The sequence below is a fragment of the Micromonospora sp. NBRC 110009 genome (assembly GCF_030518795.1).
Classification (GTDB): domain Bacteria; phylum Actinomycetota; class Actinomycetes; order Mycobacteriales; family Micromonosporaceae; genus Micromonospora.
Genome location: NZ_CP130427.1, coordinates 3659612 through 3675935 on the forward strand (window position 1 = coordinate 3659612; position 16324 = coordinate 3675935).

17 protein-coding genes and 1 tRNA gene are annotated in these 16324 nt (G+C 73.6%); 11 read left to right on the forward strand and 7 right to left on the reverse strand.

From position 1 onward, the window contains the following. Positions 1-16 precede the first annotated feature (16 nt). The 3 genes from Q2K19_RS17560 to Q2K19_RS17570 are packed head-to-tail and all read left to right on the forward strand — an operon-like array spanning position 17 to position 2239. Positions 17-1480 carry an amidase gene (locus Q2K19_RS17560; RefSeq protein WP_302762380.1) on the forward strand — a complete coding sequence of 488 codons (1464 nt, stop codon included), beginning with the start codon at positions 17-19 and terminating at the stop codon, positions 1478-1480. A 53-nt stretch (positions 1481-1533) separates the two neighbouring features. Beyond that, positions 1534-1839 carry an aa3-type cytochrome oxidase subunit CtaJ gene (gene ctaJ / locus Q2K19_RS17565; protein WP_446839644.1) on the forward strand — a complete coding sequence of 102 codons (306 nt, stop codon included), beginning with the start codon at positions 1534-1536 and terminating at the stop codon, positions 1837-1839. Beyond that, positions 1826-2239: a DUF5130 family protein gene (locus Q2K19_RS17570; RefSeq protein ID WP_302762381.1), complete on the forward strand. Its 414-nt coding sequence runs from the start codon at positions 1826-1828 to the stop codon at positions 2237-2239. The genes ctaJ and Q2K19_RS17570 overlap by 14 nt, the downstream gene beginning before the upstream one ends. 129 nt (positions 2240-2368) lie before the next feature. Here Q2K19_RS17570 and pepN read toward each other — a convergent pair whose 3' ends face one another. Then, positions 2369-4915 (reverse strand): aminopeptidase N, encoded by a 2547-nt coding sequence (gene pepN / locus Q2K19_RS17575; RefSeq protein WP_302762382.1) that lies wholly within the window; start codon positions 4913-4915, stop codon positions 2369-2371. Between the two features lie 223 nt (positions 4916-5138). On the opposite strand from pepN, the gene Q2K19_RS17580 reads away from it, so the two are divergent. The 4 genes from Q2K19_RS17580 to Q2K19_RS17595 all read left to right on the forward strand — a co-directional run bounded on the left by Q2K19_RS17580 (position 5139) and on the right by Q2K19_RS17595 (position 8135). Then, positions 5139-5762, forward strand: coding sequence for a mycothiol-dependent nitroreductase Rv2466c family protein (locus Q2K19_RS17580; RefSeq protein WP_302762383.1), 624 nt, complete (start codon positions 5139-5141; stop codon positions 5760-5762). 172 nt (positions 5763-5934) lie between these two features. Continuing rightward, positions 5935-6300 carry a hypothetical protein gene (locus Q2K19_RS17585; protein ID WP_302762384.1) on the forward strand — a complete coding sequence of 122 codons (366 nt, stop codon included), beginning with the start codon at positions 5935-5937 and terminating at the stop codon, positions 6298-6300. A gap of 91 nt (positions 6301-6391) precedes the next feature. After that, positions 6392-7600 carry a DUF1015 family protein gene (locus tag Q2K19_RS17590; protein WP_302762385.1) on the forward strand — a complete coding sequence of 403 codons (1209 nt, stop codon included), beginning with the start codon at positions 6392-6394 and terminating at the stop codon, positions 7598-7600. Positions 7601-7664: 64 nt separating this feature from the next. Beyond that, on the forward strand, positions 7665-8135 hold the full coding sequence (locus Q2K19_RS17595; protein ID WP_302762386.1) for a ribose-5-phosphate isomerase: 471 nt from the start codon (positions 7665-7667) through the stop codon (positions 8133-8135). 13 nt (positions 8136-8148) lie between these two features. Here the strand turns inward: Q2K19_RS17595 and Q2K19_RS17600 are convergent, their stop codons facing one another. Together Q2K19_RS17600 and Q2K19_RS17605 are read right to left on the reverse strand one after the other, a co-directional pair. Continuing rightward, positions 8149-8484 (reverse strand): hypothetical protein, encoded by a 336-nt coding sequence (locus tag Q2K19_RS17600; protein ID WP_302772593.1) that lies wholly within the window; start codon positions 8482-8484, stop codon positions 8149-8151. A 201-nt stretch (positions 8485-8685) separates the two neighbouring features. Further along, complete coding sequence (locus Q2K19_RS17605) at positions 8686-9906, reverse strand: GNAT family N-acetyltransferase (protein ID WP_302762387.1); 1221 nt, start codon at positions 9904-9906, stop codon at positions 8686-8688. A 99-nt stretch (positions 9907-10005) separates the two neighbouring features. Between Q2K19_RS17605 and Q2K19_RS17610 the strand changes: the two genes are divergently transcribed. Beyond that, positions 10006-10542, forward strand: coding sequence for a hypothetical protein (locus Q2K19_RS17610; RefSeq protein ID WP_302762388.1), 537 nt, complete (start codon positions 10006-10008; stop codon positions 10540-10542). 272 nt (positions 10543-10814) lie between these two features. Continuing rightward, the gene (locus Q2K19_RS17615; protein ID WP_302762389.1) at positions 10815-12698 is read left to right on the forward strand and encodes a propionyl-CoA synthetase; all 1884 of its coding nucleotides are present in this window, start codon (positions 10815-10817) and stop codon (positions 12696-12698) included. Here the strand turns inward: Q2K19_RS17615 and Q2K19_RS17620 are convergent, their stop codons facing one another. Next, the gene (locus Q2K19_RS17620) at positions 12699-12866 is read right to left on the reverse strand and encodes a hypothetical protein (RefSeq protein WP_302762390.1); all 168 of its coding nucleotides are present in this window, start codon (positions 12864-12866) and stop codon (positions 12699-12701) included. Positions 12867-12905: 39 nt separating this feature from the next. Between Q2K19_RS17620 and Q2K19_RS17625 the strand changes: the two genes are divergently transcribed. Continuing rightward, the gene (locus tag Q2K19_RS17625; RefSeq protein ID WP_302762391.1) at positions 12906-13364 is read left to right on the forward strand and encodes a hypothetical protein; all 459 of its coding nucleotides are present in this window, start codon (positions 12906-12908) and stop codon (positions 13362-13364) included. A gap of 61 nt (positions 13365-13425) precedes the next feature. Here Q2K19_RS17625 and Q2K19_RS17630 read toward each other — a convergent pair whose 3' ends face one another. Continuing rightward, entirely contained in the window at positions 13426-13806 is a 381-nt protein-coding gene (locus tag Q2K19_RS17630) for a VOC family protein (RefSeq protein WP_302762392.1), read from the reverse strand. Between the two features lie 85 nt (positions 13807-13891). Further along, entirely contained in the window at positions 13892-14734 is an 843-nt protein-coding gene (locus Q2K19_RS17635; RefSeq protein WP_302762393.1) for a LysR family transcriptional regulator, read from the reverse strand. A 108-nt stretch (positions 14735-14842) separates the two neighbouring features. Between Q2K19_RS17635 and Q2K19_RS17640 the strand changes: the two genes are divergently transcribed. Beyond that, positions 14843-16051: an MFS transporter gene (locus Q2K19_RS17640; protein WP_302762394.1), complete on the forward strand. Its 1209-nt coding sequence runs from the start codon at positions 14843-14845 to the stop codon at positions 16049-16051. 97 nt (positions 16052-16148) lie between these two features. On the opposite strand, the gene Q2K19_RS17645 is transcribed toward Q2K19_RS17640, so the two are convergent. After that, positions 16149-16222 (reverse strand) — tRNA-Gly (locus Q2K19_RS17645). Positions 16223-16324: the final 102 nt, after the last annotated feature.

Below are 16324 nucleotides of genomic sequence, written 5' to 3' on the forward strand. Positions count from 1 at the left end.
ACGGCAGGATGGCGGTATGGCCGAGCCGCACGACCTGACCGCGCTGGAACAGGCCGCCGCCATCCGCCGGGGCGAGCTGTCCAGCGTGGAGCTGGTCGAGCATCACCTGCACCGCGTCGACGCGCTCGGCGACACCGTCGGCGCGTTCGTCACGGTCACCCCCGAGCGGGCCCGGGAGGCGGCGCGGGCCGCCGACGCCGTACCGAGGGACGAGCGCGGACCGCTGCACGGCGTACCGACCGCGATCAAGGACCTGACGCTGACCGCCGGGGTGCGCACCACCTTCGGGTCGGCCGCCTTCGCCGACTTCGTGCCGCCGATCGACGCCGACGTGGTCCGGTTCATGGCGGCCGCCGGGCTGGTCAGCCTCGGCAAGACCACCACCTCCGAGATGGGCTGCTCGCTCTACTCGGAGGGGCTCGTGGCGCCGCCGGCGCGCAACCCGTGGGGGCTCGGGTACACGGCCGGCGGGTCCAGCGGCGGCGCGGCGGCCGCGGTGGCGGCCGGGCTGGTGCCGGTGGCCCAGGGCTCCGACGGCGGCGGGTCGCTGCGCATCCCGGCGTCGCTCTGCGGCCTGGTCGGCTACAAGCCGAGCCGGGGCCTGGTCTCCGGCGGGCCGCTCGGCTTCGGGGCGTTCGGGCTGCCCACCAACGGCCCGCTGGGGCGGACCGTGGCCGACGTCGCGGCGCTGCTCGACGTGCTGGCCCGACCGGTGCCCGGCGAGCCGTACCTGCCGCCGGCCACGCCCGCCGGCGGCTACCTGGGCGCGGCCCGGGAGGCGGCGCCCCGGCCGCTGCGGATCGGCCGCTTCACCACCCCGATGCTCGCCGACGAGCCGGTGCACCCCGACTGCGTGGCCGCCGTCGACCGGGCCGCCGAGCTGCTCGCGGCGGCCGGCCACGAGGTGGTCGAGGTCCCCGCGCCGCTCGGCCCCGCGGCGTGGCCGCTCTTCGAGACCGTCTGGTACGTGCTGGCGCTCTCGCCGGTGCCGCCCGAGCGGGAGAGCCAGCTGCTGCCGCTGACCCGGTTCCTGCGCGAACGGGGCACGGCGGTCGGCGCCGGTCCGCTGATGGCCGCCCTCGGCGAGCTCCAGGCCCAGGTACGCCTCGGCATCCACCGGACCGCCGGATGCGACCTGCTGCTCTGCCCGGCCCTGGCCGCGCCGCAGGCGCCGGTGGGCGCGTTCGCCGCGCTCGATCCGGCGGAGGATTTCGACCGGCAGCGCCGGTTTTCGCCGTACTGCGCCATCTTCAACGTGACCGGCGACCCATCCGTTTCCCTGCCGGTCGGCCGGACGGCCGACGGAATGCCGGTCGGGGTGCTGCTCACCGGCCGGTACGGCGACGACGCGACATTGATAAGCACTGCCGCGCAACTGGAGCACGGCTGTGGCGGGTGGGATCAGCACCCCGCAATCTGGCGAGCCGTCGACTCCGCTAACGTGAACATCACAAGCGGCGTCGGGCGCTCGTCGTCATGATCGGACCCGGCCCGGGAATTCCTGGTCTCTCTTTCCGCCTGGGGGCGTTGGGATTGTCTGTTACCGACACGTTGGTGGTCTTCGTCGGCATCCCGGCGGCCGCGGTGCTGGTGATCGCCGGCCTGGCGTACGCCGGCAGCGGCCGTCGCGGCGGTGGCGGCGCCAAGCGCTACCGGCCGGGCCGGCCCTTCGACTTCACTCCGGTCTGGTTCCTGGGCCGCCCGGAGCAGCTGGCCGACTCGGCCGGCACCGCGCTGGCCGCCGGGGCGCAGGCGCCGGCGCTGACCAGCCACAAGCAGGAGCAGGCCGGCCGGGAGGCGCCGGCCGGTGGAACCGGAGGCGCAAGTGACCGTTGGTGAGAAGCAGGCCGCGACGGGGACCGATACCCCGCCCGACGTGCTGGACGGGCCGTTCTCGACCCGCCAGCTGCTGCGCATCGACGAGGCGCTCCGCCTGGCCGACCAGGGCACCGGCCTGGTCTTCTCGGTCTACGTGGGCGGCCTCGACGAGCCCATCCGGGAGCACGCGGAGCGGCTGCACCGGCAGCTCGCCGAGCCGGACAAGTCGGTGCTGATCGCCGTGTCGCCCAACCAGCGGCAGCTGGAGGTCGTCACCGGCCGGTACGTCCGCAAGCGCATCCCGGACACCTACGCCAAGCTCGCCGCGCTCTCCATGGTGGCGTCCTTCGGCGGCGGCGACCTGGCCGGCGGCATCATCCAGGGCCTCGACCAGCTGGCCAGCCACGCCGGCAAGGGCTGAGCCCCTTCGCGTACGACAGAGCCCGGCCCGCGAACCGCGGGCCGGGCTCTGTCGTCTCGTCGTTCACCTGACGGCCGGGGCCGGCGCGGGCCTCTGCCCACGCCGGCCCCGGCCGCGGTGCTCCTCGCGTCAGGCGCTCCGGGCGTCCCGGGCGCGCGCCTTCAGGGCCCGCACCACGCCGTCGCGGCCCTCGGCGACCAGCCGGCGCAGCGGCGCCGGGTGCCCCTCGCCCGCCAGCCAGGCGTCGGTCGCCGCCACGGTGTCGTCCTCGACCAGGTACGCCGGGTAGGCGAGCTGGACGAACTCCTGCGCCGGCTCGCTGTCCCGCTGGGCCCAGACCTGGTCCACGATGGCGAAGTACTTCTCCCGGTACGGCGCCACCAGCTCGACCTGGGCCGGGTGCGCGAAGCCCTGCAGCAGCGCCCGGTTGCGCCAGTTCGGCAGCGCCTCCGGGCCGGTGAGCTGCGCCCACACGGCCGCCTTGTTCTCCGCGGTGGGCAGCAGGGCGTGCGCGTACGCCGCCTCCCGCTCGCCGCTGGCGGTGCGGTCGCCGGCCAGTTCGGCGTCCACCTCGGCCGCCCCGGCCGCGCCGTTGGCCACCAGGGACTGGAGCACCGCCCAGCGCAGCTCGGTGTCCACGGTCAGCCCGGCGGGCACCTCGACGCCGTCCAGCCAGCCGCGCAGCGTCGCCAGGTCCTCAGCGGAGCGGGCCGCCGACACGTACGCCCGGGCCCAGGCGAGCTGGAAGCCGCTGCCCGGCTCGGCCGCCGCCAGGGCGGCCCTGGCGGTACGGGCCAGCTCGGCCCAGCCGGTCGGCGCCCACGCCGGGTCGACGTAGAAGGTGAGCGAGGTGGTCGCCTGGCGCAGGGTGGCGGTGACCAGGTTGATGTCCGTCTCGGCCGGCAGCCCGGCGAGCACCAGCGCCACGTAGTCCCGGGCGGACAGCTCGGCGTCCCGGGTCATGTCCCAGGCGGCGGTCCAGCACAGCGCCCGGGCCAGCGACGAGTCGAAGCCGGAGATGTGCTGCACCACGGTGGCCATCGACCGCTCGTCCAGCCGCAGCTTGGTGTAGGTGAGGTCCTCGTCGTTGAGCAGCAGCACGTCGGCGGCCGGCTTGCCGTGCAGCACGGACAGCTCGGTCGCCTCGCCGGTCACGTCCACCTCGACCAGCTCCCGGCGGACCAGCCGGCCGTCGGTCAGGTCGTAGAGGCCCACCCCGATCCGGTGGGTACGCAGCGTCGGGTGCCCGGCCGGCGCGTCCTGGCGGACCAGCACCCGCTCGTACGTGCCGTCGGCGCCGATGGTGACCTCCGGGCGCAGCGTGTTGACCTGTGCCGTCTCCAGCCATTGCGCGGCGAACTTGCGCAGCTCCCGGCCGGAGGCCGTCTCCAGCTCGCTGAGCAGGTCGTCGAAGGTGGCGTTGCCCCAGGCGTGCTTGCCGAAGTACGCCCGCAGCCCGGCCAGGAACGGCTCCTCGCCGACGTACGCGACGAGCTGCTTGAGCACGCTGGCGCCCTTGGCGTAGGTGATGCCGTCGAAGTTGACCTCGACCGCCTCCAGGTCCGGCATCTCGCAGTAGACCGGGTGGGTGGAGGAGAGCTGGTCCTGCCGGTAGCCCCAGTTCTTGCGGATGGACAGGAAGGTCGTCCAGGCGTCGCCGAACCGGGTGGCGTGGGTGTTGCACCAGTGGCTGGCCCACTCGGCGAACGACTCGTTCAGCCACAGGTCGTTCCACCAGCGCATGGTGACCAGGTCACCGAACCACATGTGCGCCAGCTCGTGCAGGATCGTGTTGGCCCGCTGCTCGTACTCGAAGTCGGTGACCTGCGAGCGGAAGATGTAGTGCGACTCGGCGTGCGTGACGCAGCCGAAGTTCTCCATCGCGCCCGCGTTGAAGTCCGGCACCCAGAGCTGGTCGTACTTGGGCAGCGGGTAGCGCACCCCGAACTTCTCGTGGAAGAAGTCGAAGCCCTGCTTGGTGATGAGGAACAGGTCGTCGGAGTCCAGGTACTGCGCCATCGAGGCCCGGCAGAACACGCCCAGGTCGATGCCGTCGTGGCTGTCCCGCACCTCGTGGTACGGCCCGGCGCAGAGCGCGGTGATGTAGGTGCTCATCCGCGCCGACTCGGCGAAGTGGACGGTCTTGAGCGCCTCACCGGCCGGCTCGTCCCGCTCCACCGGCATGTTCGAGACCACCCGCCAGTGGTCGGGCACGGTGGCGTGCCAGGTGTAGACGCTCTTCAGGTCGGGCTGGTCGAAGCAGGCGAAGACCCGCTGCGCGTCCGCCGTCTCGAACTGGCTGTAGAGGTAGGTCTCGCCGTCGACCGGGTCGACCGTGCGGTGCAGGCCCTGGCCGCTGTTCGAGTAGACGAAGTCGGCGTCGACCACGAGGACGTTCTCGGCGGCCAGGCCGGTCAGGGTGAGGCCCTTCTCCGCCGACCAGCCGGAGATGTCGACCGGCGCGCCGTTGAGCGTCGCGGACCGCACCGAGTCGGCGGCCGTCTCGATGAAGGTGGTCGCCCCCGGCTCGGTGCAGCGGAACCGGACCTCGGTCACCGAGCGGAACGTGCGGCTGGTGGCCTGCACGGCGGTGGACAGGTCAAGGGTGATGTCGTACCCGGTCACCTCGAGCAGGCGGGCCCGCTCGGTGGCCTCGACCTGGGTCAGGTTGCGCACTCCCGGCACTGTTCGTCTCCATCCCACTCGTCTCGCCGCATCCTGCGGCACCGGCCGCCCGGGCCGCTCGTGGCGGCCGGTCCGCACCGAGTCTTCCATGTGGTGACACCCCGCGGTGGCCGAGGTCACGCTCTCATTCCGCTGTCGGTCGATGCCGTCCGGGGTGAGGATCAGGGGGAAGGCGCCGGGGTTCCGGCGCGCGGAGTCGTGAAGGGATATCACCGTGACCGAACGTGTCGCCGTGGACATGTGGTTCGACCCGCTGTGCCCGTGGGCGTGGATCACCTCCCGCTGGCTGCTGGAGGTCGAGCAGGTCCGGGACGTGGAGATCCGTTTCCACGTGATGAGCCTCTCCGTGCTCAACGAGGGCCGGGAGCTGCCCGAGGAGTACCAGGACCTGATGAAGAAGGGCTGGGGTCCGGTGCGGGTCTGCATCGCCGTCGAGCAGGCGCACGGCGGGGAGACGCTGGCGAAGCTCTACACCGCCATGGGCACCCGGATCCACCTGGGCAAGGAGCCGCTCGGCCGGGAGATGCTGGTCGGCGCGCTCAGTGAAGTCGGGCTGGACCCGGCACTCGCCGACGCCGCCGAGTCGTCCGCGTACGACGAGGCGCTGCGGGCCAGCCACGAGGCGGGCATGCGGCCGGTCGGCACCGAGGTCGGCACCCCGGTGATCCACGCCCCCGGTCCGGACGGCGGCAAGGTCGCCTTCTTCGGCCCGGTGATCACCCCGGCGCCGAAGGGCGAGGCGGCCGGCAAGCTCTGGGACGGCGTCCTGCTGGTCGCCGGCACCCCGGGCTTCTACGAGTTGAAGCGCACCCGGGACCTGGGCCCGATCTTCGACTGAGGTGCAAGGAAGGGCTCCTTCCTGACGCCTCCGGCTGAACCGGGGCCCCTCTTGACACCCCAGAACCCTGCGCCGCCCGGCGTGACCCGGGCGGCGCAGGGCTCGTTTGACCGGGTGTCACCGCCGGCGGCCCGTCCGGGGCCGCACCCCGGCAGCTCCTGGAGGCGTTCCCATGGCCAAGCACCGCCGCCTGCCCCACGCCGAGCCACAGCCGGCGGCCGAGGACTCCGGTGCGACGTACTGGTCCGTGGCCGAGGGCGACTGGCCGGAGGCGACCCTGCCGGCCGAGGTGGTCGACCTGCTGGCCCCGCCGATCGTGGTCGGGGTGGCCCGGGTGGTGGCCACCTCCCGGATGACCCCGCCCGCCGGCGCCGGCGGGCCGGCCCGGACCCCCGGCCCGACCCGGTCCGCCACCGCGGGCGGCCGCCCGATGCCGGGCGGCGCGACGACGGTACGCCTCGCCACCGGCGCCGCCTCGCGTCCGCCCACCCCGGCGCCGGGTCACCATCCCGCCGCCGGCCGGCACCGCACCGTCTGACTCGACCCGCGCGAAGGGGCCCCTTTCATCTGGTGGACGCGGCGCGGGTCCGGCACCGGCGCGGCGAGGGTCGCGGGTAGCGTCAGCGGGCATGACGGTCGTGCATCCGATCCCCCGGGCCTGGATAACCACTGGCGGCACCGGCGCGCAGAACTACGACGAGTTCGCCGACGACGCGGAGATCACCGCCATCGTCGAGGCGAACCCGCACAGTGCCCTGGGCATCGAGATGCCCCACCGGGCGCCGGGCAGCCTCGGGAAGTCCTTCCTCGACGCGCTCCCGGACGCGGTGGCCCGCCTCGCCGAGGCCAAGGCGGACGGCAGCTACACCCCGGCCGAGCAGGTCGTGGTGCTCTACCGGATCAGCGCGCCGGGCGAGGAGAGCGCGTACGGGCTCTTCGCCATGGTCGACACCGACCAGATCTCCACCCGCGCCGACGAGCCCGGCCTGGTGATCCGCAACGAGGACGTCTTCATCGCCAAGGTGCGGGAGCGGGTGGCCCTGGCCGAGGCGCTGGGCCACCTGCTCTCGCCCGTACTCCTGCTGCAGACCGGGCGCGGCGACGAGCTGCACGCCGCGCTCGCCGCGGCGACCGAGGCGGCGGGCGCGCCCGCGGCGACCGACGTGGACCAGAGCGGGCGGACGCACGCCATCTGGCTGGTCGGCCCCGGCCCGGAGCAGGCCGAGCTGACCGCGCTGGCCGGCGGCGGCGAGCTGGTGGTGGCGGACGGCAACCATCGCAGCCTGGCCGCGCAGACCGGCGGCTTTGCGCGCTTCCTGTCCGTGATCACCACCCCGGCCTCGGTCGCCATCCAGCCCTACAACCGGCTGGTCAGCGAGCTGACCACCACCCCGGCGGAGCTGCTCGACCGGCTCCGCGTCGCGGGCGCGGCGGTCACCCCGATCGACGGCCCGGTCGAGGTCCCGGCGGCCGGCGGCACCGTCCACCTCTACCTCGCCGGTCACGGGTACGCGGTCTCCCTGCCGCACGTCGACGGCGGCCGGCTGGACAACCTCGACCACGCGCTGGTCGAGCGGCTGCTGCTGCGCGACGCGCTCGGCCTCGACCCGGGCGACAAGCGGGTCACCTACGTCGGCGGCGACTACCCGGCGCGCTGGCTCACCGGCGAGGTCGACGCCGGCCGGGCGGAGCTGGCGATCCTGATCGCCCCGGTGACCGTGGACGACTTCGTCGCGGTCAACCTGGCCCGGGAGAAGATGCCCCGCAAGAGCACCTGGTTCACCCCGAAGGCGCGGGCCGGCCTGGTCGTCGCCGAGCTGCCGCCGGCGAACCTGTGACGAATCCGCCTCCGTGCCGCCGCCTACGCGCCGGCCCGGGGGCGGGCCTGTCAGACTGCGCGGTATGCGCGTCTACCTGGGATCGGATCACGCCGGCTTCGAGCTGAAGGTGCACCTGGCCAACCATCTGGCCAAGCAGGGGTACGAGGTGGTCGACGTCGGCCCCCACGCCTACGACCCGGACGACGACTACCCGGCGTTCTGCCTGCACACCGGTGACCGGGTGGTCGATGACCCGGACAGCCTCGGGGTGGTCATCGGCGGGTCCGGCAACGGCGAGCAGATCGCCGCCAACAAGATCGCCGGGGTCCGCGCCGCGCTCGCCTGGAACATCGACACCGCCCAGCTGGCGCGCGAGCACAACGACGCCAACATCATCGCCGTCGGCGCCCGGCAGCACACCCTGGACGAGGCGACCGCCCTGGTGGAGGCGTTCCTGACCACGCCGTTCTCGGGCAACCCCCGGCACGCCCGGCGGATCACCCAGGTGGCCGAGTACGAGCAGACGCGCCGCCTCCCCGACCTGCCCGCCTGACCCCGGCCCGTCGTCAGCGGCCGGTGCGGGGCAACTCGTCGCGGGGGATCCAGTTGCGGCGGACGATCACGACACGGGCCTCGGCCTCGGCCAGGTCCGCGTCGGTCGGCCGGGCGGCGTCCCGCGCCCGCAGGGCGGCGGTCACGCTCACCTGCGACGACCCCGACCCGACCAGCCCGCGCAGCCCGCGTTCGCCCTCCTCGGGGGCGGCGCGGCGGGCCCGGACCTCCGACGACTCCAGCTCGGCGCGTCTGGCGCCGCGCGGCGACCTGGAGCCGTCGTCCGCCGACTCCAGCTCGGCGCGTCTGGCGCCGCGCGGCGACCTGGAGCCGTCGTCCGCCGACTCCAGCTCGGCGCGTCTGGCGCCGCGCGGCGACCTGGAGCCGTCGTCGTCATGCACCGCGGACGTGGTCGCGCTCGGCCCGTCCGTGACCGGCGTCTCGCCGTCGCCGTGGTGCCGCAGCCGCCGTCGCCGTCGCTCCGCATCACCCATCACCCGACCGTACCGCCCCCGGCGTCCCTGGCGGCCGGGCCGCCCGCCCGCGAAGGGTCAGAAGACCTCCATGGGGGCGGGGGCGCGGTGCCAGCCGAACGCGGCGGCGGCCGCCGCCACCGTCCCCGGCACGAGTTCCCGGACCCGGCCGGCGGCGGCGAGCGCACCCAGGCCGGCACCGCCCAGGTAGAGCTCGCCGAGGGCGCGTACGTCGCAGGCGAGCTGGGCGGGCGCGCTGCTCGCGACACACTCCGCGCCGGCCGGCCCGCCGACCAGCCGCCACCGGCCGGCGTTCTCCGGCAGCAGCTCGTCGGTCACCTCGACCGCCAGGTCGACCTCGGTCGCGTAGCGGCGGGCGGCCAGCGCGGCGGGCGCGTCGACCACCCGGACCCAGAGCGCGTCGGAGAGCTGGGCGCCCAGCCCGCGCGGCTCGTCCACCAGCCACAGCAGCGGCTCGTCCACCGCGGCGGTCCCGAACGACAGTCGCCGGGTCAGGTCGATCGAGAGCAGCAGCGCCCACAGCGACCGGTACGCCTCCGGCGTCGCGGCGACCACCTCGTCGACCCGTACCTCGGCGCGTGGACCGCCGCGGCCCCACCCCTCCTTCGTCCGGTACAGCGCGTACCCGTCGACGCCCGCCGCGCACTCGTGCAGCAGCACCCGGCGCTCGGTCGCCCCCTCCCGCAGGCTCTTCAGGTCGGCGAGCAGGTACGCCCACCAGCGCTCGTCCCGGCTCGACCAGCCGGGCCGGTCCGCGCGCACCCGGTCGTACAGCCGAGCCAGCTCGGCCCGGTGCGCCGCCGGGCGGTCCAGGCGGAGTCGGCCCGCGGCGGACGCCGGTTCCGGCAGCCGCAGCCCCGCGGTGTCGCACTGGAGCGTGTACCGCTGCGCGGCGAGCCCATAGCCGAAGCGGGGGTAGATCCGGCCCTCGCTGGCCCAGAGCACCGCCACCGGCTCCCGACCGGCGTCCCGGATCTCCCGCAGCTGCCGGCTCATCAGGGTGGTGAGCAGCCCGCGGCGGCGGTGGGTGGGGGCGACCGAGACCATCGTCACGTGCGCGGCCGGCACGCTCGCCCCGGGCACCTGCAGCTCCCGGGTGAACGCGGCGGCGTGCGCCACCGCCGTCCCGCCGTCGCGGACCAGCAGGGCCCGCTCGGGCTCGAACACCCCGCGCTCCACCGCCCGCAGCTCGGGGTCGGGTTCGCCGTGGAAGGCCAGGGACAGCAGCGCGAAGATCTCGTCGAAGTCCTCGGCCCGGGGCACCGTCACATCCGTCATCGGATGTGTGTAGCCCGTCACGTCCGGGTTCGGCGACCGATTTGCCGGCTCGCTACCCTCGGAACCGTGGCCGGCGTCGGTCGAGGGGGAGGACACGAGATGGCGGACCAGACACAGCCGTGGGCCGAGCGGACCGTGGAGGTGCCGCCCCAGCCGGGCGCCGGGGTGGTGCCCCCGCAGCGGGACGGGTTCCAGCGGGGGGTGGCCCAGGTCGGGCAGCGGCGTACCCCCCGGACCGAGCAGTTCCCCACCGTCGACCAGCCGCACTGGTCGGGTGACTCCGCCCCGCGCCGGCCGATGAGCTGGCACCTGGCGCAGCTGCGCCGGGGCGGCGAGTGGAGCGCCGCCGCCGCTCTCTTCGCCTTCGTCTGTTGGGGCATCTGGGCGATCTCCGGCCGGGGCAACCTGACCGCTCCGCTGCTCACCTTCGTGCTCAGCCTGCTCACCGCGGTCGGCCTCTTCGCGCTCGCCCGCCTGCTCGGCCGGATCGTCTGGGAGCGGCAGCTCGGCCGGATCCGCCGCACCGCCCGCGGCGCGCACCTGGTGACCGCGCTCTTCCTGGTCGGAGTGGGGGTGGCCTACCTGCAGCAGACCGAGTGGGTGGTGACCGCCTGGAACTGGGTGACCGGCAACTGACCGCCGTGGCCGCGGGCGGTCGACGTTCCGCCGCCCGCCCGCGCGCCCGGTCGCGGTACGCCGCGACGCCGGTCGTCACTCCACCAGGACGGCGTTCGCATTACCCGGCCCGGACCGGTTCATCCGTCACCCGGCCGGCTGAGCCCCGATCACCGGCCTCGGCGACCGCCCAGCGGCCGGGCCGGGCCGTTCGGCGAGCCGGGACGCGCTTCCGGCGCACCGATCCCGGTCGGCCGTCGTGTCCCGGAAGGGCCGCCGAGCAGCATGGCCGCATGGGTGCGTATCGATCAGCGTACGAGCGGAGCATCGCCGACCCGGCCGGCTTCTGGCGCGAGGCGGCGGCGGACCTCGACTGGCACCGGGCCCCGGAGCGGATCCTCGACGACACCGCGGCGCCGTTCTACCGCTGGTTCCCGGACGGCGAGCTGAACACCTGCCACAACGCGCTCGACCGGCACGTCGCGGCCGGCCGCGGCGACCAGCCGGCGTTGATCCACGACAGCCCGGTCACCGGCGCGGTCCGCACCCTCAGCTACGCCGAACTGCTGGCGGAGACCGCCCGGTTCGCCGGGGCGCTGCGCCGGCTCGGCGTGGGCCGGGGCGACCGGGTGCTGCTCTACTTCGCGATGGTGCCCGAGGCGGTGGTCGCGATGCTGGCCTGCGCCCGGATCGGTGCGGTCCACTCGGTGGTCTTCGGCGGCTTCGCCGCCCACGAGCTGGCCGTCCGCATCGACGACGCGCAGCCGAAGGTGGTGGTGGCCACCTCGTGCGGCATCGAGGTGGACCGGGTCGTGCCCTACCATCCGATCCTCGCCGCCGCCCTCGACGAGGCGACCCACGCCCCGGAGCGCTGCGTGATCGTGCAGCGCCCGCAGGAGCCCGCCCCGCTCGTCGCCGGCCGCGACGTCAGCTGGGCCGAGGCGATGGCGGAGGCCGAGCCGGTCGACTGCGTACCCGTTGCCGCCACCGACCCGCTCTACATCCTCTACACCTCCGGCACCACCGGCCGGCCGAAGGGCGTGGTACGCGACAACGGCGGCCATGCCGTGGCGCTGCGCTGGTCGATGCGGAACGTCTACGGCATCGAGCCCGGCGACGTCTTCTGGGCCGCCTCCGACGTCGGCTGGGTGGTCGGCCACTCCTACATCGTCTACGCGCCGCTGCTCACCGGCGCGACCACCGTCCTCTACGAGGGCAAGCCGGTCGGCACCCCGGACGCCGGGGCGTTCTGGCGGGTGATCGCGCAGCACCGGGTCGCCGCCCTGTTCACCGCGCCCACCGCGATCCGGGCCATCCGCCGGCAGGACCCGGACGGCACCCTCACCGCCGGGTACGACCTCACCGGCCTCCGTACCCTCTTCCTGGCCGGCGAGCGTCTCGACCCGGACACCTGGGCCTGGGCGGGGGAGCGGCTCGGCGTGCCGGTGGTCGACAACTGGTGGCAGACCGAGACGGGCTGGCCGGTGGCGGCGAATCCGCGCGGGCTGGAACCGCTGCCGATCAAGCCCGGCTCGCCGTCGGTGCCCGTCCCCGGGTACGACGTCCGGGTGCTCGACGGCTCGGGCCGGGAGGTGCCGGCCGGCACCGACGGCTCGATCGTGATCCGGCTGCCGCTGCCACCCGGCTGCCTGCCCACCCTGTGGGGCGACGACGAGCGCTACGTCCGCTCCTACCTCGCCACGTTCCCCGGCCACTACCTGACCGGGGACGGCGGCCGGTTCGACTCCGACGGCTACCTGTACGTGATGGGCCGCACCGACGACGTGATCAACGTGGCCGGGCACCGCCTCTCCACCGGCGCGATGGAGGAGGTGCTGGCGGAGCACCCGGCGGTCGCCGAGTGCGCGGTGATCGGGGTGGCGGACGAGCTCAAGGGGCAGGTCCCCAGCGGGTACGTGGTACTCAAGGCGGGCGCCGAGGTCGACCCGGACGCCCTCGCCGGTGAGCTGGTCAGCCTGGTCCACCAGCGGATCGGGCCGGTGGCCGCGTTCCGCCGGGTCACCGTGGTGCCGGCGCTGCCCAAGACCCGCTCCGGCAAGATCCTCCGCCGGACCATGCGTGGCCTGGTCGAGGGGCGCGACGAGCCGGTGCCGGCCACCATCGACGACCCGGCGACCCTGGCCGTCTTCCGGGGCCTGGGCGCGCAGCGGGGCTGATCAGCCGGCGAACCGGTACAGCGCGAAGTCCTTCTCCGCCCCGCAGGCGATCACCTCGGTGTTCCACGAACAGGACTCCTGACCCGCGACGAGATCAAGACAGGTCTTGGGTTGTCCTCCGCCACCGTCGCCGAGGACGGCCGGGTCCGGCTCGGCCGGGACTTCCACGTTGCCGGTGGTCCCGTCAGCCTCCGGGCTGAGGCCGTGATGGTCGACGCAGTCCGGCTGCTCGCGGCCTCAGGGGTGAGCTTCGTCGTCGAGTCCTCGGTGTTGTCCCACGAGCTGCTAGGCGTGCTGCGCGCGGGTGGCACCCGAGTGCTGGCTGTTCACGTGGTCGCCGAGGAGGCGGTCATCGGCCGGCGACTTGGTGCTCGGGCGGCCGAAGGCGGGGCCATCGACCAGCAGCTCCTGTCCCGGTTTCAGCGGGGCGAGATGACGCGGTCGATCTTCGAACCGCCGGAGGGCGTCGACGCCGTCGTTGAGATCGACACCTCACACCATGGAGTCCCGGCCATCGAGACGATCGTCGCGGCAGTCGTCGCCCTGCTTGGGCCGCCAAGTTCGGGAGGCGGCTCGTTACCGATCGAGCCAGCAACGAACCGTCGACCGGGGCCCGCAGGTAGCCGGCGTCCTGGCGAGTCGGTGGAATCGCTCCGTCGGAGTTGAGCGAACCATCAAGGGTGCGCAGACAGTGCGGTTGCAAGCGGCAGGGCTCCGCGCGCCTGGCCTATGCGGTTGTTTGGCGCTCGGCGTCGCTGCGTAACACGCAGAACTCGTTGCCCTCCGGGTCGGCCATCACGACCCAGCCGCTGCCGTCCGGATCACGCCGATCGGCGACGATGGTGGCACCGAGGGCGCCGATCCGCTCGACCTCTTGATCGCGGAGCACTTCTGGCTGTAGGCAGATGTGCAAACGGTTCTTGACGCTCTTCGGCTCCGGTACCCGCTGGAAGTAGAGCGTGGTGCCGCCGGGCGGCTCGATGGCTACCTCCTCGTCGTCGGGCTTGAACTGGGGGTCGACCGGGCAGTCGAAGATCTTGGCCCAGAAGTGCGCCAGTTCGTACGGGTCGGCGCAGTCGAACGCGAAATTTCGGATGACGGTCCCCATCCGGTCAGCCTCATGCCTGCCCGGCGAACAGGTCAACTCATCTCGACAGGCGAAGGCGTTGCGGCGCGCTGACCAGCCGCGAAACTCAGATCATGCGTCGTAGCGCGGTCTCCACGGCATCGATCAGCGGATCACCTTTGGTCCGTGGGTGCCGTGCTAGACCGAGCTCGACGTCCGGCAGGTTGGGCAGGGCGTCCGCGTCGTGGCAGGCCATGGCCGGTTCGAGGTTAGCGGGCATGAGCGCCGCGACGCCGAGCCCGGCCCGTACCGCGGCCAGCACACCGACCAGGCTGTTGCTCTCGAACGCCACCCGCCAGCGCCGATCGGCACGGGCCAGCGTTTCCAGCACTGACGTACGCCAGAAGCACGGGTTCGAGAACAGCACCACCGGCAGCGGATCGGCAGCCACGTCCACACCCTGGCCGATCGCCCAGACCAGCGGGCGGCGTACCGTCCAGCGCGGCGGCCCGGGAACCTCCGGCGCCTCGTCGAGCACGAGTTGTACGCGGCCCGCGTCGTAGGCCTCCCGCATCGCGGCGTGGGAAAGGCTCAGCACCTCCAGCGTCGCGCCGGGGTGCAGCCGGGTGAGGTCGGCGAGGGCCTGCGGAAGCTGGGACGCGGCGAGGTCCTCGAGCAACCCGACGCCGCAGTGGCCGGTGAGCGCGCGCCCGGCTTCGGTGAGTGCCTGTGCGGAGAGGGAGAGTATGCGTTCGGCGTACGGCAGGAGTTCCTCGCCCGCGCGGGTCGGCGAGACGCCAGACGGCGACCGGTAGAGCAGCGGACGGCCGACAACGCTCTCGAGCTTGCGCAACTGCTGGCTGAGCGCGGGCTGGGTGTGTCCGAGCGCGGTCGCGGCGCGGCTGATGCTGCCCGTCCGCACGGCGGTGACGAACGACCGCAGCAACGCCGTCTCGAGATCTCTGGCCATAAGCATTCATTATGTCAGCTCTAACGAATTAACCACTTCCTATGGCGTGAGGGAAAATCTAGCGTCAGGCAGGTGACCAGATACCGACAGGTACTCGCTGTGCCGGGGATGGCGTCGCTGCTGGGCGTTTCGCTGGTCGCCCGTGCCGCGATCACGGCCGACGTGATGGCGCTGACGATGTACGTCGTGCTGGGTCTGGACATGAGCTACGCGGCAGCGGGTGGTGTCGCGGCGGCTCTGACCGCCGGGGTGGCGCTGGGCGGACCTCTGCTTGGCCGCATGATCGATTGGCGGGGCCTGCGTCCCGTGCTGCTGGCAACTGTCGTACTGCAGGTCGTGTTCTGGCTGAGCGTGCCGATCCTGTCGTACGGGACCCTGCTGGGCGCCGCCTTCGCGGCGGGTCTGCTGATGGTGCCGGCCCAGCCGGTGACCAGGCAGGCGATCGCCGCGATGACGACGGCGGGACAGCGCCGGGCCGCGTTCGCGCTGGAATCGGTGCAGGGCGAGCTGTCGTACATCGTGGGCCCGGCTGTGGTGATCCTGTGTGCGGCGAAGATGTCCCCCGGTGTGGTGGCGTGGGGGGTCGGCGCCGCGATTGCGGCTGGCGGAGCCGGGATCGCCTTGCTCAACCCGCCGCTGCGTGCCGAGGACGAGACGGATGCCGGCGTGGCCCGACGACCCCCGCGCCGGGAGTGGCTGTCCGCCGGCATGATTGCCGTACTGACCATGGCGTTCGGCGCCACGACGCTGCTCAGCGGCGTCGACCTCGCCATCGTCGCCACGCTCAAAGAAGCAAATCAGATGTCCTGGGCCGCCGTGGTCGTAGCCGTGTTCGGCGTGGCCTCCGTCGCCGGCGGGCTGATCTATGGCGCGCTGCCCCGGCCGCTGCCCACGTGGCTGCTGCTCGGCCTGCTCGGGCTCGTGACGATTACCGCCGGGCTTGCCCACGACTGGCCCTGGTTGTGCGTGGCCGTTGTCGGCGCCGGGCTTCTCACCGCGCCGACCCTTTCAACGGTGGCCCATGCGGTGAGCCGGCTGGCGCCGGCCAGCGTGCGGGGTGAGGCGACAGGTCTGCAATCCTCGGCGCAGAGCGCGGGTTTCGCGGTCGGGTCCTCGATCGTCGGGGTGGCGATCGACGTCTCCGTGCCAGCGGGCGGCTTCGCGGCGGCCGGGCTGGCCGCCCTCGCCGCCGCGCTGACCGGATGCCTGCTGTCCCGCCGCTCGCCCGCCCGAACGCGGTCCCCGCTCAGCGATCTGGGGCGCGCCGGGGCACCGGACCTTGAGCCGTACGGGGCCGGCGCCCGGCCTGGCGCCTGAGGTACGGGCCCGTGCCTACGGCCGCGCCGCTCCGGTGAGGAGTTCCGCACATCGGCGGTGAGTGCGACCACGACTGCATGACTGGGCCGGAGGCCGTTGGAGCGGGCGACGGGAATCGAACCCGCACCGTCAGTTTGGAAGACTGAAGCTCTGCCATTGAGCTACGCCCGCGGGCGCCCCGCTGTCGCGAGGCGCGCCCGACAGCCTACCGAATCCCGGAACCGGACGCGCAGCCCCGTACCGCGCGTCCCCTCCGGTCATCGCGCCGCGAAG

Coding starts and splice junctions, on each gene's coding strand:
- Q2K19_RS17560 (WP_302762380.1), top strand. CDS start 17: ATGGCCGAGCCGCACGACCTGACCGCGCTGGAACAGGCCGCCGCCATC.
- Q2K19_RS17585 (WP_302762384.1), top strand. CDS start 5,935: ATGGCCAAGCACCGCCGCCTGCCCCACGCCGAGCCACAGCCGGCGGCC.
- Q2K19_RS17590 (WP_302762385.1), top strand. CDS start 6,392: ATGACGGTCGTGCATCCGATCCCCCGGGCCTGGATAACCACTGGCGGC.
- Q2K19_RS17595 (WP_302762386.1), top strand. CDS start 7,665: ATGCGCGTCTACCTGGGATCGGATCACGCCGGCTTCGAGCTGAAGGTG.
- Q2K19_RS17605 (WP_302762387.1), bottom strand. CDS start 9,906: ATGACGGATGTGACGGTGCCCCGGGCCGAGGACTTCGACGAGATCTTC.
- Q2K19_RS17610 (WP_302762388.1), top strand. CDS start 10,006: ATGGCGGACCAGACACAGCCGTGGGCCGAGCGGACCGTGGAGGTGCCG.
- Q2K19_RS17615 (WP_302762389.1), top strand. CDS start 10,815: ATGGGTGCGTATCGATCAGCGTACGAGCGGAGCATCGCCGACCCGGCC.
- Q2K19_RS17625 (WP_302762391.1), top strand. CDS start 12,906: ATGGTCGACGCAGTCCGGCTGCTCGCGGCCTCAGGGGTGAGCTTCGTC.
- Q2K19_RS17630 (WP_302762392.1), bottom strand. CDS start 13,806: ATGGGGACCGTCATCCGAAATTTCGCGTTCGACTGCGCCGACCCGTAC.
- Q2K19_RS17635 (WP_302762393.1), bottom strand. CDS start 14,734: ATGGCCAGAGATCTCGAGACGGCGTTGCTGCGGTCGTTCGTCACCGCC.
- Q2K19_RS17640 (WP_302762394.1), top strand. CDS start 14,843: ATGGCGTCGCTGCTGGGCGTTTCGCTGGTCGCCCGTGCCGCGATCACG.